The 16,068-nt window shown below is 53.5% G+C and carries 17 protein-coding genes and 1 tRNA gene; all 18 read right to left on the bottom strand.

From position 1 onward, the window contains the following. Window positions 1-10: 10 nt before the first annotated feature. On the bottom strand, window positions 11-418 hold the full coding sequence (gene gspG / locus WC317_05475) for a type II secretion system major pseudopilin GspG (GenBank protein MFA5339575.1): 408 nt from the start codon (window positions 416-418) through the stop codon (window positions 11-13). A gap of 10 nt (window positions 419-428) precedes the next feature. Next, window positions 429-1,637: a type II secretion system F family protein gene (locus WC317_05470; GenBank protein ID MFA5339574.1), complete on the bottom strand. Its 1,209-nt coding sequence runs from the start codon at window positions 1,635-1,637 to the stop codon at window positions 429-431. A 19-nt stretch (window positions 1,638-1,656) separates the two neighbouring features. After that, window positions 1,657-3,360 (bottom strand): GspE/PulE family protein, encoded by a 1,704-nt coding sequence (locus WC317_05465; GenBank protein MFA5339573.1) that lies wholly within the window; start codon window positions 3,358-3,360, stop codon window positions 1,657-1,659. Then, window positions 3,361-4,089 (bottom strand): 16S rRNA (uracil(1498)-N(3))-methyltransferase, encoded by a 729-nt coding sequence (locus tag WC317_05460; protein MFA5339572.1) that lies wholly within the window; start codon window positions 4,087-4,089, stop codon window positions 3,361-3,363. A gap of 2 nt (window positions 4,090-4,091) precedes the next feature. Further along, window positions 4,092-5,522: an AmmeMemoRadiSam system protein B gene (gene amrB / locus WC317_05455; protein MFA5339571.1), complete on the bottom strand. Its 1,431-nt coding sequence runs from the start codon at window positions 5,520-5,522 to the stop codon at window positions 4,092-4,094. 35 nt (window positions 5,523-5,557) lie between these two features. Next, a tRNA-Ala gene (locus tag WC317_05450) sits at window positions 5,558-5,633 on the bottom strand. Window positions 5,634-5,701: 68 nt separating this feature from the next. Then, the gene (locus tag WC317_05445) at window positions 5,702-6,166 is read right to left on the bottom strand and encodes a pyridoxamine 5'-phosphate oxidase family protein (protein ID MFA5339570.1); all 465 of its coding nucleotides are present in this window, start codon (window positions 6,164-6,166) and stop codon (window positions 5,702-5,704) included. Then, window positions 6,144-6,986, bottom strand: coding sequence for a tetratricopeptide repeat protein (locus WC317_05440; protein MFA5339569.1), 843 nt, complete (start codon window positions 6,984-6,986; stop codon window positions 6,144-6,146). The genes WC317_05445 and WC317_05440 overlap by 23 nt, the downstream gene beginning before the upstream one ends. A 4-nt stretch (window positions 6,987-6,990) precedes the next feature. Then, window positions 6,991-7,308 carry a divalent-cation tolerance protein CutA gene (cutA, locus tag WC317_05435; protein ID MFA5339568.1) on the bottom strand — a complete coding sequence of 106 codons (318 nt, stop codon included), beginning with the start codon at window positions 7,306-7,308 and terminating at the stop codon, window positions 6,991-6,993. A gap of 5 nt (window positions 7,309-7,313) precedes the next feature. Beyond that, window positions 7,314-7,511, bottom strand: coding sequence for a winged helix-turn-helix domain-containing protein (locus WC317_05430; protein ID MFA5339567.1), 198 nt, complete (start codon window positions 7,509-7,511; stop codon window positions 7,314-7,316). Continuing rightward, on the bottom strand, window positions 7,508-7,765 hold the full coding sequence (locus WC317_05425; protein MFA5339566.1) for a hypothetical protein: 258 nt from the start codon (window positions 7,763-7,765) through the stop codon (window positions 7,508-7,510). The genes WC317_05430 and WC317_05425 overlap by 4 nt, the downstream gene beginning before the upstream one ends. Continuing rightward, window positions 7,762-8,550 (bottom strand): energy transducer TonB, encoded by a 789-nt coding sequence (locus WC317_05420; protein MFA5339565.1) that lies wholly within the window; start codon window positions 8,548-8,550, stop codon window positions 7,762-7,764. Before WC317_05420 ends, WC317_05425 begins: the two co-directional genes overlap by 4 nt. Continuing rightward, the gene (locus tag WC317_05415; GenBank protein ID MFA5339564.1) at window positions 8,496-8,903 is read right to left on the bottom strand and encodes a biopolymer transporter ExbD; all 408 of its coding nucleotides are present in this window, start codon (window positions 8,901-8,903) and stop codon (window positions 8,496-8,498) included. Before WC317_05415 ends, WC317_05420 begins: the two co-directional genes overlap by 55 nt. After that, on the bottom strand, window positions 8,904-9,527 hold the full coding sequence (locus WC317_05410) for a MotA/TolQ/ExbB proton channel family protein (protein ID MFA5339563.1): 624 nt from the start codon (window positions 9,525-9,527) through the stop codon (window positions 8,904-8,906). A gap of 1 nt (window position 9,528) precedes the next feature. Next, on the bottom strand, window positions 9,529-12,012 hold the full coding sequence (locus WC317_05405; GenBank protein MFA5339562.1) for a tetratricopeptide repeat protein: 2,484 nt from the start codon (window positions 12,010-12,012) through the stop codon (window positions 9,529-9,531). 34 nt (window positions 12,013-12,046) lie between these two features. Further along, complete coding sequence (gene uvrA / locus WC317_05400; GenBank protein ID MFA5339561.1) at window positions 12,047-14,839, bottom strand: excinuclease ABC subunit UvrA; 2,793 nt, start codon at window positions 14,837-14,839, stop codon at window positions 12,047-12,049. A 70-nt stretch (window positions 14,840-14,909) separates the two neighbouring features. Beyond that, the gene (locus WC317_05395) at window positions 14,910-15,137 is read right to left on the bottom strand and encodes a hypothetical protein (protein ID MFA5339560.1); all 228 of its coding nucleotides are present in this window, start codon (window positions 15,135-15,137) and stop codon (window positions 14,910-14,912) included. A 100-nt stretch (window positions 15,138-15,237) separates the two neighbouring features. Then, a partial coding sequence (locus WC317_05390) for an aspartate dehydrogenase (protein MFA5339559.1) occupies window positions 15,238-16,068 on the bottom strand: 831 nt, incomplete at its 5' end.

Raw genomic sequence — 16,068 nt, 5'->3', positions numbered from 1 at the left:
GGATAACGGCCTACTGCTGCCCGGAGACGGGTTGCTTATTGGAGATGGTGTCGCTGCCCTCGACGCCGCTCCTGCCGTAACTCATCAAGTCATAATCTTTCTTGTCGGTGCTCGGCTTATAGACGTAGTCGCGGCCCCACGGGTCAACCGGCCTCTTCTTAAGGTACGGGCCGTTCCACGATTTCAGGTCTCCCGGTTTGACGAGCAGGTCGTCTAATTTATCGGGATATTGCCCGTTATCAAGTTCATACATGTCCAGGGCCGTGGCTATACTAGTATTTATATCCGACATGGCGACCTGTCTCCTGGCGTCCTCCGACCTCCCGACGAACCTCGGCAATACCATCGACGCCAAGATCCCGATGATCACCACCACAAGCAATATCTCTACGAAAGTGAACCCGCTCCTCGCGCGCATGATCCCTCCTTTATTTTACCATAAGGTTCAATTGGAATATCGGCAGGAGCATCGCGACCACTATAAAAGCCACGACCGCTCCCATACCCAGTATCATAAGAGGCTCTATAAGCGACGTCATTATCTTAATAAGCCTGTCGGCGTAATGTTCGTAAGAATCCCCGATGCGGTAAAGCGAAACCTCGAGCGAGCCGCCCTCCTCCCCGACCGATATCATGTTCTTCACGAAGGCCGGGAAATGCGGGCTGTTCTTTATCGCCCCGGAGAATGAGAGGCCGTCTTTTATCGACTTGCCTATCCTCTCGAACTCCTGCCTTAGCACCTCGTTCGTCGCTGTCGCGGATATTACCTCGATAGAATGGAGTATGGGGACACCGTTATCGAGAAGAGTGGCAAGAGATTTGCAGAGCCTTCCCACCTCGACCTTTTTGAGGAAATCCCCGAGCAGCGGCAGGCCCAGTAAAAATCTGTCGACCTGGGTCTTTCCCTGTTTTGTGGAGTTTACCCTTACGACCAGGAAGAATATGATAGCGGCAGCCAGGACCATCAGCCACCAGAATTGAGCGAAGAAATCGCTTATCCCTACGAGTATCCTTGTGGGGAGCGGAAGGGACTGACCAAATTCGGAAAATATCACCGTCAACCGCGGGATGACGAACGACAGGAGGACAAAGACCGTCAAGACGCCGACCGAGAGGACGAGCGCCGGATAGGCCATGGCGGCCTGGATCTTGCTCTTTACGTCCTCCTCTTTCTCGTAATGGTCGGAGAGCCTCTTAAGGATCTTCTCCAGTACGCCTCCTACCTCGCCCGCGCTTATCATGCTCACGAAAAAATCGGAGAAGATCTTCGGGTGCTTGGCGAACGCGCCTGAGAGCGAGGCGCCGTCCTTCACCTGGACTATCACATCCTGCAGCGCGGACTTCAACGCCTTGTTCTCTATCTGGTCGGAGAGGACACCGAGGGCGTTTATCAGGGTAAGGCCGGAACCCAAAAGGTCGGAGAACTGCTGCGTAAAAACAGCCATATCCCTGGTGCCTACGCGGTTCATGAACCCAAACCCTGTCTCTCCGCCGCGCGCCTCCTGCCTGTCCACCCTGAGGGGATACAATCCCATCTGCGATAATTTGGAGACGGCTATATATTCGGTGTCGGCCTCTATATAGCCTTCCGCGACGTCGCCGATCCCCTTCTTAGCCCTGTAAAAAAATCTTGCCAATCGAAACTCCGTCCCCGTGTTACATATTCGGGATATCTTCCTTCGGCGTTACCCTCATTACTTCGCCGGCCGTCGTCAAGCCCTTTAAGATCTTCTCGATGCCCGCGTTGCGCAGAGTCCTCATCCCGAGGGCTACGGCCTTTCTTCTTATCTGGTCGGCCGATTTGTGGTTGAGCACCATCTCGCGTATCTCCTCGTTCAATACGAGGAACTCATGTATGGCGGTCCTGCCGCGGTAACCGGTAAATTTGCATGCCTCGCATCCCTTTCCTTCGTATATCTCGGCATCCTTCGGCACGTCCTTCATTCCGAGCTCCTGCAGGACCGTTTTCGCGTCTTTCGCCGGCCGTTTGCATTTCGGGCAGATGAGGCGGACAAGCCTCTGGGCGATGACGCACTCGACCGATGAAGCCACGAGATACGGCTCGATGCCCATATCAAGGAGTCGCGTCGTCGCGCCGGCCGCGTCGTTGGTGTGAAGGGTCGAAAAGACGAGATGCCCGGTGAGGGCTACCCTTATCGATATCTCGGCAGTCTCGACGTCCCTTATCTCTCCTACCATCATCACATCCGGGTCGTGCCTGAGCATAGATCTTAGCCCGTTCGCGAAAGTCAGGTCGATCTTGGGATGGACCTGGATCTGTGTGATCCCCTTAAGGTGGTATTCTATAGGGTCTTCGATCGTAAGTATCTTAAGTTCCCTGTTATTGATCTTCGAGAGGCAGGCGTAAAGCGTCGTCGTCTTCCCTGAGCCGGTAGGTCCGGTCAAAAGTATTATCCCGTGCGGCTTCTTTATCATCTCGTTCAGTATCTTGAGGTCGAAATCGGCCAAACCCAGATCCTCAAGGCTGTAAAGCATCTTCGCGAAAAGCAGCCTTATGCCTACGCTCTCGCCGTAAGGCGTCGGCAATATCGAGACCCTCAGGTCGAGGTCCTCCTGGCCTACTTTCACCTTCATCCTGCCGTCCTGGGGCAGGCGGTGCTCGGCTATGTTGAGGTTCGACATTATCTTGACCCTTGAGATTATCGCCGACTGGAAATATTTAATATTCGGGGGGATCGCGGCGTCATATAAAACGCCGTCTATCCTGTAGCGGACCTTCAGTTCGTCCTCGTAAGGCTCTATATGGATGTCGGTCGCCCGGTCGTGGTAGGCCTGCTGGATTATCTGATTCACGAATTTTATTATAGAGGCGTCCTCGACAAGCTCCTCGGCCTCCTCGACAGCGAGGGACGGCCCGCCTGAGGCGGCGGTCTCGGCCATGATGCTTTCGATCGTGTCGGCTCCGATGCCGTAATACTTCTTGATAGCCTCTATAATATCCTTCTCGCCGCCGAGAAGCGGCCTGACTTCGCAGCCTAAAATGAGTTTTATGTCGTCGAGGGTGTGCAGGTCGAGCGGGTCGGTCACGACTATGGAGAGGATGCCGTCCTTCTCTTCCAGGGGCATCAACTTATAATGGACCGCGAACCTCGCCGGGACCCTTTCGGCTACCGGCCTGGCGATATTTTTGTCCTTGAGCTTTACGTAGGGTATGCCGAGCTGCCTGGAGAGGACGTTAAGGACCTTCTCCTCTGTGGCGAAACCGAGGTCAGCGATTATCTGGCAGATGAATTTTCCGGACTTCTTCTGTTCATTAAGGCACATCTCCAGCTGTTCCGGAGTGATCACCTTATCGATTATCAGCATCTCGCCTATAAGAATGCCGTCCTTAATAGCCATCTACCACCTCAATTCATAATTTAAGACCGAAAGCGCGCAGATAGCCGCGGTCTCTGACCTTAGGACCTCCGGGCCGAGCGAGACCGGCACGGCGCCCGCGGCTTTCGCGTCATTTATTTCCTTATCCGTAAAATCACCTTCCGGGCCGATCAAGACAGCGGCCGACTTTACCTTCCGGCCCTTCAGGACTTCTTTCAGGGCCTTCGTATCCCCGGAAAGACAGGGTATTATCTTGATCTCCGCGTCGTTTAAAATTTTCAAGGCATCCCCGAACCCTGTTACCGGCATTACCTCCGGTATCGTGGTCCTGCCGCATTGCTTTGCGGCAACGAGGGCTATCTTCCTCCAGCGTTCCGCCTTCGAATTTTCCTTTTTCGCGTCCGGCCGGGCAACGGTCCGCCCTGTCGTGACCGGAATTATCTTCACGGCCCCCAGCTCCGTCGCTTTTTCGATAATCAGGTCCATCTTGTCCAGTTTCGGGAGCGCCTGGACCAGTATCAGCCTGCAGCCTTCGTCCTTCCTTTCGACCGTCTTTTCTACCGCGACGGTCATCTGCTCCTTATCGACGTTCAATATGACGCCGTGGTATTCCTTGCCTGACCCGTCAAAGACCGCTATACCGTCTCCGGCTGCGAGGCGCATAACATCCCTGGCGTGATGGAGCTCATCGCCGCGGATAATGATCTTTCCTCCGGCCACGCATTCCGGCGGCACATAAAATCTGCTCAAGGTTATTCCTCTCCGAAGACCTGCGCGGTGAATATAGACAACTCCGTATCTTTGTCTTTCCAGGCATCGACTGGGAGCCCGACCTTATCAGCGCAGAGGCTGGTAAGGAACTCGTCCCTGGACCAGCCATTCTCAGTCGCCACCTGCGGCAGATAAACTCCGCCATAAAAACCGCGTTTTACGATCACGCCGTGCGTGCCCACCTTTATCTCGTTTATATCCTTTACGCGCTTCGGCTGGGAAAGGACCGATATCTCTATCTTTATATCCTTGAGCTCACCGGGGGAGACCGGTTCGAATCTCGGGTCTTGCGAAGAGGATTGCACCGCCATATCGCGGACCGTCATCCAGAGAGGCTGGGTCCCGACGATCATACCGATGCATCCCCGGAGTTCCCCCTTCTTGTGCAAAGTCACGAACGCCCCTTCCTGGGCGAGCAGGCCGGGATCGGTCTCTTTGAATTCCGGTATCTTGCCGTTCCTGACGGATGACTCGACGGTCTTCCGCGCTATATCCAGCAGTTCTTTCTTTTGCCCGGAGTTCAACATGCCTCCCTCCTCTTTATATTTATAAATGGCCGCGCTGGCGTAACCGACTACCCGGCTTTTGTCCCCGGCCGTATCGCCGGAATTGGCGTATTTAAGGATCTGGACCTTATCTGCGCCGAGGGCCTTGCCCGCGATCATAGCGGTTACTACCGGACCTGAGCCGCAAAGTTCGCACTCGCGGGCCGATGCCGATTCGGCGAAACGAACCGCGTCAAAATTGAGCAGTTCGGATAATGTGACACGGTCCTTCGCTATAGCGTCGTCATATTTAAGATAATGCGAAAGGTCGGTGCTCGCCACTATAAGGACCTTCCTGCCGCTCTCCTTTATTACCTTAACAAGGCCTCTCGCGAGCTTGTTGCACGTGGCATAATCGGGCCGTCCTATCAACAGGACGACTATCTTAAAATCCTTTATCGACATCTGGAGGAACGGGACCTGTACCTCTGCAGAATACTCTTCCTCGAAAACCCGGGGATCATTACATAACGTATCCTTCTCTGCCCTGGCTAATTTGCGGGTAAACTCGAGGTCTATCGGGACGTCGCCGAGCGGCGTATGGTAAAGGTCTTTATCGAGATAGGCTACGCCGCCGAAGAGGGTAAAGTGGCTTATCCCTATTATTACGACGGTGTCATATTTTCTTCCGGATATGGCCTTATAGCCGTAAGCGGCGACCGGCCCGGAATAGATATAACCGGCGTGCGGTGAAATAATCGCGATTATTTCACCATTGACGGCCTCGGGTTTGGCGTCATTGAGATATTTATTGATCTGGCCTGCGAGCAATACCGATTCGGCGGGATAGAACGAGCCGGCAACGACCGGCTTCTGGATCTCTGCATCCTTAGAGAAGACCGGCGAGGAGAGTGACAATAAGGCCACTAAGAAAAATAGTTTTTTTCGCATAGCCTTTCAAATGGTGGAGCTGGGGGGGATCGAACCCCCGACCTCTTGAGTGCGATTCAAGCGCTCTCCCAGCTGAGCTACAGCCCCGATGCCGACAAAAATGACCCGGTCAGAATGGATATTATAACAAATTCGGGGAAATTAGTATAGGCAATCTATAATCTTTCCCTTTTCAGTTCTCCGCTCGACCTGATCTCGACCACTTCGCTTATTTTTACCTTGAAAACGACCACCTTGCTCGGGAAAGCCGCTTCGAAATTCGTATGGCCCTCCCCCCGCAGGACGCCTTCGACTATACGCCTGGATGAAAGGCTTAACCCTTTTTTCTGGAATTCGTCCACGAACTTATCGTACGCTGCGCCGGTCGAGAGTATTTCCACCGGCCCGTTTATCTGGTAACCTGTCAGGCTGTCCCTGTCGGTAACCGCAAGCGATACCTTCGGGTTCACCACGAGATTCTGGAATGTCCTTCCGATGACATAATCTATCAGGTATATATGGTCATTCTCGACCTTCAGGAAAAGTTTCGGGGCGACGTTCGGGTTCCCCTCCAAGTCGCAGGTGGCGACGGCGATGAAGTCGTCGTCTTTTAATATCTCATTTATTTTCTTTGCTATCATCGGCTTTCTTCTTTTCGGCCTCGAGCGAGCGTATGCTCGCCTCGGCGTCTTTGGCTATCTCTTTGTCCTGTGAAGTATCCAGCTCGATAGCTTTTTTATAAGCCGCTATAGCCTCGTCGATGCGCTTTTGGTCCTCGAGCGCGACCCCTTTATTTATATACGCCTTGGCGTAATTCGGCTTCAGCTCGATGGCCTTATTAAGGTCCGGGAGCGCCAGGTCGCACTGGTTCTTGTAGACACGCGCCATTCCCCTGTTGAAATACAGGACGTACGAAGTGGGGTCGGCCGCAATAGCCTTATCGAAATCCGCTATGGCCTTGTTGAACTGCCCCTTATACTCGAGAAGAACCCCGCGGTTCTGGTACGCCTCGGTGTATTCGGGGCTGACGTCTATGGACTCGGAGAAATTTGATATCGCCTTGTCGAGGTTGCCCTGCGACATATAAGCGATCCCCTTGCTTATGAAAGCGTACCCGTAATTCGGGTTCTCTTTTATGGCCTTGTTATACATTGCGATGGCTTCGTCCCATTTTTTCTGCGTAGCCAATTGCTTGCCCTGGAATACGAGTATAGCCGTCTCCCTCTTCGCTTTTTGTTTCAAAACGTCATCGATGGCGTGCATCTCCAGCCTGGCATAGGAATATACCGAATCGTCGCCCAGCGATTTTTGGAATTCCGCCTTGGCTTCCTCAAGATTTCCCTGAGACGCCAGTTCAATTCCCTTGAAATAAGCGTCGCTGGCGGCCGAACCGGCGCGGCAAAGAGAAGGAAAAACCGCAAATACGGCGATCAACACTGCTAAAAAAGTCTTTTTTGTCATGTATTTATCTCCTGGTCGATTCTTCTATCCAGCGCATATAACCCGCGCTTCCTTTTGTAAGAGGCAGGGCCGTTATCTCCGGGCATTCGTATGAATGCAAACTCTTCACGGCCTTCTCGACCCGGGAAAAGAGGCTCTCCCTGGTCTTCGCTATTAAAAGGTATTCCTCAGACGCCTCTATCCTGCCCTTCCATGCATATATCGATCTGATAGAAGGGATAATATTGACACACGCGGCCAATTTTTTCTCCACAAGCGCCCGCGCGATCAACCCGGCTTCTTTTTTTGAGCCGGCAGTGACCAGGATGGCTATCTTCTTCAACCCGCTTACCTGCGAAGAAAGATCTTGTAGTCCTTCTCGCCCTCAAGGACCACGTGCCCTTCCCTGGCGAGCCAGCCCAGGCTCATAAGAATGACATCGCGCGGTTTATCTATCCCCGCGCATAACTGGGAGAGGGTCACCTCGCCTTGCTCGTCAAGGTAATGCCATATTTCACCGGCCGTGATTCCAATTTCGGTTATCATCCCTTTACCTCCTTTTCTTGATTCGCGATCTGTTTCTTGTTATAACTTCCGCATCTCGGGCATACCGATATATCCGAATGCCTGCTGTCTATATAAAAAAATGTGCATACTGAGCAGTGCCACACGTTCCTGTCCGAGGCTGAACGGTTAGGCAGGGTTTTCACCCTTTCGAAAAAAGCCCAATAAATGATAAGAACCCCTACACAGACGGATAAATACAATGCCGCCGCCCACGACAACTCGATCGTTATCATCTTGCCTCAGCTTTATTGAGCGAAAAATTCAATCTTACGGTCCCCCATTGCTCTTCCTTGGGGTCCGCGGCCTTAAGCGGCGCGAACTGCCATTCCTTCAGGTATCGCATGGCGATTATATCCACCGTCGGATGGCCGGACGAAGACAGCCTCTCTACCGCCCCGACCCTGCCTTCCGGCGATACCAGAAATTTCAATTTTACAGAAAATGTGTTCCCAAGCCTGTCGAGATCGACACCCAGGCTCTCGTCCCACCGGAGGTGGGTTGGAAGCTCCGGTTTGTAAATGACCTCCCTGAACCTCGCCGGCCCCTCTATCTCCGACGGGTAGGTCTTGTACGCGACCTTTATTTCGTCAAAGGGTTTTTCAGGGACCTGTTTCGCGTATAACGCCGCGCCGGCAGGAGACTTTTCTTCCATCTCCTTGAGTACATCGAGGTCTGAGACGCTCTCCAGTCTCCCGCTCCCGCCCGGAACCGCGCTATCTCCGGCCATCACCGGTCCGACCGCGAGGTCCCGCAGCCGCATGATGCCTGTGTCAGCGGCATCCAAGACCTGGCCCGGCGCCGGAAAGACCGGCCCCTCTTCCAGGATAGAACCTATAAAAGAAACGGCCGATTCCGGCCTGTTCAACGGGGCAGGCGCCGAAACGGATATTCTTACCGAAGAAAGCCAAAATAAATGCAAGGCCAGCGAGGCGGCAAGCGCCAGCGCGAATATACGCCTGCCTGTTATCTCACCTGTGTCGTAGCTATGTTGACCTGCCGTATTCCCGCTTTCCTGCATATATCCCAGACCTCCACTACGCGATCCAGCGAAGTGCCCTTATCGGCCTTTATCAGGATCGAATCTTTTTTGGGCAGCGCCTCTATCCTTGAGGCGAGTTCCTGGGGCGAGACCGCGTCGCTACCCAGGTATAATACCTTTTCCCTGGTAATGGTTATGACCTCGGCCCTCGCTCCGGCCGTCTCGGAGGTAACCGCATTCGGCAGGCTTACCCTGATACCCGCCTGGGTCTGCGCCGAATAGCTCCATGTCAGAAGGAAAAATACAAGAAGAAGCAATACGCAATTGGCGAGCGGCACCGCCTCGATGAACCGGCTGTCTATGGCCTTCAATCGCGAGAAATTGAACCTCATCTATTCCGCCTTCTTTTCGGAGAGTATGTTAACAAGGTCAGTCGCGCCTATCTCCATCTCGCGTATTATATAATTTATCCTGTTTACAAAATAATTATACGCCGTGACCGCCGGAATAGCAATAAGTAAACCCGCGACCATGGCTATGAGCGCCTGCCATATCCCCCCGGATATGTCCGCCGGCGTGACAGGGCTTGAAGCCGCGGCCTTGACCTGTATCTTCTGGAATATCTCCGCCAGCCCTATGGCGGTCCCCAGGAAACCCAGCAGCGGGCTTATCTGCGCGATGGTTCCGAGCACGCCGATATTCTTCTCGAGCTTCGGTATCTCATGGAGTGCCGCGTCTTCTATCGCCTCCTTGACCTCCTGCCTCGTCCTGTCGTATTTCAGTATGCCGGCCTTAAGGACCCTGGGGAGAGGACCCGGGGACTTGTCGCACATCTCGATCGCCTCATCGGCGCGGTTCCTCTTGAGAGAATAGGAGATCTCTCCCATGAATTTTCTCGTATTTATCTTTATCCTCTGCACATAGATAAACCTCTCGATGAAAACGGCGAAAGCGATGACCGAACACAGGAGGATCGGCACCATCATCGGGCCGCCCCTTATTATCCATTCCATCATATTATTTTACCTCCCCCGTTTTTTCCGGAACGTTATCTTCCATCCATTCGAGTCTTTCCCTGGCGTATTTCGCCTCTTGCAGCTTAGTGCCGGAAAGCTCCTCATAGATCTTCCTCGCGTCTTTCCACCTGCCCTTGTTCTCGAAGAGCGTGGCGGCCCGCAGCCCGGCCCTGCCGGACCATTTCGTCAACTCCGGATAAAGATATTTGACCTTGAGGAATTCGGCGATGGCCTGGTCCGCGTCGCCCGCCTCCTCGTAGCACTCCCCGATCAAAAATTGGGTCTCGGCATTGAAATCGCTCTGCGCCTCGGTTATAGCGAGGCGGTACCTTTCTATCGCCGCGTTATACAATTTCCTTTGCTTGAAGATATCCCCTATTTTCTTGTCCGCGACCTTCTCGAACTGGGTCCCGGGATATTTTTCGGTTATGCCCTTCAGCTCTTTTACGGCGTCATCTGCGCGCCCGCTCTCGGCGAGGATATCCCCCACCTTTATCGTGCTCTCCATCGCCGCCTTTGAGGAAGGATACGCCTCTATTATGTGCTCTAATTTCCGCGTAGCCCCTTCGACGTCGCCGGTCTTATAAAGTATGAGGGCGAGCCAATATTCCGCCTCGGCCGACGAGCCGCCCGGAGACGACTTGGCGGCCAGGGCATCAAAATACGCCTTAGCCTTGGTAAATTGGCCCTTATTGTAATAATATTGACCTTCCCACATCCTGACATCGTCGCTTATATCCGAGTTGGGGTATTTCGCCAGGTAGTCGTCGAATTGCGACAGCGCATCCTTCTCCTTGCCCCACTGGTAATAACACCAGCCTATCTCGTAAAAACTGAGCCGGGCGTGATCGGAAGCGGGATTCTCTTTAATGATATTGCTGAATGCCGATATCGCCTCCCCGTATTTCGCCATGTTAAAGAGGCAATTCGCCTGCTGGAAGAGGACCTCGGTTATATCCTGGCCTTTCGGATATGCCGCGATAAATTTCTGGAAAGCCTCGTTCGCGGATTTGAAATCCCCGTTCCGGAAATACGAAAGCCCGAGTTGCTGGAGCGCGTCCTCCCTGAGCCTCGAATTAGGAAAGTTGCCGAGAAGGCTCTGGAAAGCCAGGACCGCGCCGTCATAATCGCCGGTCCGGAACATTGTTATCCCAAGCTGGTATTGGGCGTAATCGCAGATGACGGAATCCCTGTAATCCTTCAGTATCCCGTCGTAAGACCGCTTCGCCTTCTCATAATCTTTAAGGTCGAGGGCCGTGTCGCCTATGAGGGATATCGCGCTGGCCTTCAGGTTCCTGTCCCGGGACAGCTTCACGACCTCCTCGAAATCCTGGACCGCCTTCTGCGGGTCTTTGAGCCGCAGGAGCGTCCATCCGAGGTTATAATAGAATTGCGGCAGGAGCGCCGAGGCCGGGAACTTTACCAGGGCCTCTTCGTAGAGTTCCTTTGCCTCCGCATACTTCTCGAGGTTATAAAGGCAGTCCCCTTTCCACAAATAAGCGTCGCCCAACACCGCGGAATTCTGGAATTTCATTATCAGCTCGTCATAACTTGCCGCGGCATTTGGATAATCCTTCATGGAAGTGTAGCATTGCCCCGCGCCGAATACGACCGAGTCGGTCAACGGGCTCTCCGGATAACTGCCGCGGAAGGCCAAAAAGGCATCTAGCGCGGACTTATGGTCCGACGTCTTGAAATACGCCCAGGCTTTTCCGTATAACGCGAAAGGAGCCCATGCGGCCGAGGGGTTTATCTCAAGGGCCTTGGTGTAGTCTTTCGCCGAGGCCGCGTAGTCCTTCAACGAGTAATCGATCTCGCCCAAAAGATAATACGCCTCCGGTAATTTCTTCGAGACAGGGAATTCTTTTAAAAAATCCTCAAGCCGTTTCTTTGCGTCAACGGTCTTTCCGCCCATGAAGACTGATTCCGCTATCTTATATTTCGCGTCGGCGACAAGGCTGTCATTGGGGAATTTTTTTAAAAAGGCGTCGAAAGACTCGACCGCGGCTTCGTATTGTTTCAGGTTGTAATAGCACCATCCCTTCGAATAATAGGCGAACGGAATGTATTTGGATGCGGGGAACGAATCTATCACTTTCTGGTATTGGTCAAGGGCTTGCTTGAAATCCCTGCTCCGGAAATAGACCTCGGCGGACCAGTATGCCGCCTCGTCGTAAAAACGTTGCGCCGAAGCGGATGAGGCCACCAGGTCGAACTCGTTGAGCGCCTGCGCGTTCTTGCCCAGCATAAGGTATGACCTGCCTAGGACGAGATGCGCCTCATCTATGTATCCGCTTTGCGGATAATTGGCAAGGAATCGCTCCATCTGCTCCATGGAGATGTCGTAAAACTGGTCCTCAAAGGCCTTTTGGGCAAGGACAAAATCGTCCTTCGCGGGATCTGTCCGCCCCGCATCGGCCGGGAAGGCGGCAGGCGACATAACCGTCAGGAATATAAGGGAATAAAGAAAGGATTTGATCCGCATGGCAACCTTAATATAACAGAAAGAAGCTGTTTCTTCAACCTTTTTGGGACAATAACTTACCCAGGTAACTGCCAGTATACGACTTCCTGTTCTTCGCGACATCTTCGGGGCTGCCCGCGGCGACGACTTCCCCTCCTTCATCGCCGCCCTCAGGGCCGAGATCAATTATATAATCAGCGGTCTTGACCACATCAAGGTTATGCTCTATGACCAGGACCGTATTTCCTTGGTCTACAAGGGCATGCAGCACTTTTAGAAGTTTGTCGACATCCGCGAAATGCAGGCCGGTCGTGGGCTCGTCCAGGATATAAAGAGTCCTTCCTGTGGAGCGTTTAGAGAGCTCAGTAGCGAGCTTCACCCTCTGCGCCTCGCCGCCTGAGAGCGTCGTCGCGGACTGCCCAAGCTCCACATAGCCCAGGCCTACATCGTTTAGGACCTGCAGTTTCTCCCTTATCCTCGGGATATTCGCGAATAACGGCAGGGCGTCCTCGACCGTCATTTTAAGGACGTCGTTTATCGAATGTCCTTTGTAAAGGACCTCGAGAGTCTGCTGGTTGAACCGCGCCCCTTTGCATACCTCGCATGTGACATAGACATCGGGCAGGAAATGCATCTCGACTTTTATAACGCCGTCGCCCTGGCAGGCCTCGCACCTGCCGCCCTTGACGTTAAAACTGAACCTGCCCGGCCTGTAGCCCCTTATCTTCGCCTCAGGCAACCTGCTGAAGAGGTCGCGGATCGGGGAGAACATTCCCGTATAAGTCGCGGGGTTCGAGCGCGGCGTACGGCCGATAGGCGACTGGTCGATGACTATGACCTTGTCTATATTTTCGGCCCCTGTTATTTTGTCAAAATCCCCGGGCTTCTCTTTCGCCCTGTAAAACTTTTGCGCGAGCGACCTGTAGAGAATCTCGTCTATCAGGGTGGATTTGCCTGATCCGGACACCCCGGTGATGCAGACGAACACCCCGAGCGGGATAGTGACGTCTATATCTTTCAGGTTATGTTCGCGCGCGCCTTTTATTTCCAGGGATTTCCTTCCATCGAGAGCCCTCCTGGCAAGCTTCGGCTCGATCTTAAGTTCCTTTTTCAGGTATTTCGCGGTAAGGGAATCCTTGCATTTCATGAACTCTTCGAGCGTCCCGGCGCAGACGACCTTTCCCCCGTGCTTCCCCGCGCCCGGCCCGAGATCGACGATGTAATCGGCGCTCCTTATGGTCGCCTCATCATGCTCCACGACTATAAGGGTGTTGCCTAAGTCCCTCAGAGCCTTGAGGCTTTCGAGTAATTTTGTGTTATCGCGTTGGTGGAGGCCTATAGACGGCTCATCGAGGACATAGACGACTCCGACCAGGCCTGAGCCGATCTGCGTAGCGAGCCGTATCCGCTGGGATTCGCCGCCCGAGAGCGTTCCGCTGGCCCTGTCCAGGGTAAGGTAATCAAGCCCGACGTCTGCCATGAACTTGAGCCTCGAGAGGATCTCCTTCAGCGACTGGCGCGCTATCATCGCCTCTTTTCCGCTGAGGTCGAGGCCCGCGAAAAAGACCCTCGCCTCTTTTACCGACAATGCGGTCACTTCGTTTATCGGTTTGCCGCCGATCTTGAACGCGAGCGATTCTGGCCTGAGCCTCGCGCCGGCGCATTTGGGGCACGGCAGGACAGACATATATTTATTTATCTCTTCCTTCAGGAATCCGGATTCTGTCTCGCGGAAGAGCCTCTCGAGCTGAGGGATGACTCCCTCGAACTTCCTGCCCCATACCTCGATATCCGCTCCATAAAGTATTATCTTCCGGATCTCCTTATTTAATTTGTTGAAAGGCGAGTCGAGATCGAAATGGTAATGGTCCGCGACCTCCCTTAATACGCCGCGGTAATACAAAAGGTACCCTCTCCCGCCGCGTTTCCAGGCCTCGATCGATTCCAGGACAGGCTTGGATCTATCGGGAATAACAAGGTCGGCGTCTATCTCGAGTTTCGTGCCGAGGCCGTTGCAGACCGGGCAGGCCCCGTACGGGGAATTGAACGAGAATGATCGCGGCGACGGCTCCTCATAGCTTATCCCGCAATCGACGCACGCGTAGAGCTCGCTCATGAACCGGTCCTTCCTGCCGTCGTTGACTATAAGTACGCCGCTTCCGGCCTTGAGCGCCGTCTCTATCGAATCCGCGAGCCTCCTTTTGGAGTCGGGCTTGACCGCCAGCCTGTCGACGACGATCTCGATGGAATGTTTCTTATCCTTGTCTAACTTTATCTCATTCTCCAGCTCCGCGATCCTGCCGTCGACCCTTACGCGGGTATAGCCGTCCTTCTTTATCTCCTTAAAAAGTTCCTTATATTCCCCTTTCCTTCCCGCTATCTTCGGCGCCAGTATGCTGATCTGCGTCCCGGCAGGCATCTTCAGGACCTGGTCGACTATCTCCTGCGACGACTGCCTCGCTATCTTCTTCCCGCAGTTATAACAGTAAGCCGTGCCTATGCGCGCGAACAGGACCCTTAAATAATCGTATATCTCGGTGGTGGTGCCTACGGTGGAACGGGGATTAGAGCCGGCGGTCTTCTGCTCTATCGATATCGCGGGAGACATCCCCTCGATGTTGTCGCAATCCGGTTTTTGCAATTGTTCCAGGAATTGCCGGGCATACGCCGACAGGCTGTCGATATACCTCCTCTGTCCTTCGGCATAGATGGTATCGAAGGCGAGCGAGGATTTACCAGAGCCCGAGAGCCCGGTAAATACTATGAGCTTGTTCCTTGGTAATTTCAGGGAGACATTCTTGAGGTTGTGGACCCTCGCCCCCTGTATATGTATATATCCTTTATCCATATCCATCCCAAATAGAGAGGCGGAGCAGTAGACTGCTCCGCCGTCTAATACGATCCGTAATTAAAGAAGCTTACCTACCGCCTCTCTTCATCTTTGCCTTAGATACATCACCCTGTTTGTCGATGAAGTAGAGATAACCCTTCTCTCTCTTGACTTTGAGTTTGACGACCTTCTTGGGCGCGCCGCCTTTCTTGCCGCCTCTCGCCATCTTCGCCATCGAGACATCACCCTGTTTGTCCAGGTAGTAGAGGTAACCCTTCTGTCTCTTGATGCCTGCTTTAGCTACTTTCTGAGCCATGTGTTCACCTCCCTTCTTAAATGAGGCCATGGTTTATGCCGTATATGAGCATAAACCATATGGCCGAATTTAATCCCGCCGGAGGCGGGATTTATTCCATTTATGTCCCTATCTTGACCTTCCCCAGGATCCCGTCCAGAGTAGCCATGGCGGAAAGCACCGCCATATAACTCGTCTTCGGGTTGCCCGGCGAAGGGACGTTCTCTGTCCTTGCGGTAAGCCTTCCGAACGCGCCTTCCGCCTCTATCTCGTGTATGTTCCTTTTTATCGACGGGGAAGCGATTATCTTGACCCTCGTCTTGCCCGGGCCGATGCCGCACAGGCTCAATGTCGCCGCGACGTTTATGTTCGCGGGAAAACCTTCCATCGCCTTGAACGCGTCGCCCTCAAAAAGGACTTTATCTGTCTTTATCTTCCCCAGGTCTATATTATGTTTGACCACATACGGAGCGCCCCTGAATCCCTCGGGCGGCTTCCTTGTGGTCAGCGTGACCTTTTTTATCTTGGATAACTTCGCGGCCTTGAGCCCGTCAAGCCCGCATATCGCGCCGCTCGGAAGATAGATCCGCGACTTCTTCTTCTCCGCGAGTTTAAATAACGCCTTATAATCTTTGAGCAGGCCGCCGGTGCTCATCACCATGACATCCCTTCCGGCGTTTACCGACCGACTCGCTATATCGCCCGAAATTTTGGCGGAGGCGGCCTCGATGACCAGGTCCACGGAACTTATCAAGCCCTGTATCGATGCGACCCTGGGCCTTGCTTTCAACCCGGCGGAAAGGCTTTTTGCCTTCTTATCATCCGCATCAGAAAGAACGGTGACTCTCGCCCTGCCTCTTAATTTGCCGTCTATATGCGCGGCTATCCTCGAACCGATCGTGCCGCAGCCTATTATGCCGACTTTTACCATGGTTATTTCAATATCCCGCCG

It is taken from the genome of Candidatus Omnitrophota bacterium, from assembly GCA_041653595.1.
Classification (GTDB): Bacteria; Omnitrophota; Gorgyraeia; order Pluralincolimonadales; family Pluralincolimonadaceae; genus Pluralincolimonas.
Note: the sequence above shows the minus strand (reverse complement) of the source record. Positions and strands in the feature narration are given on the sequence as shown.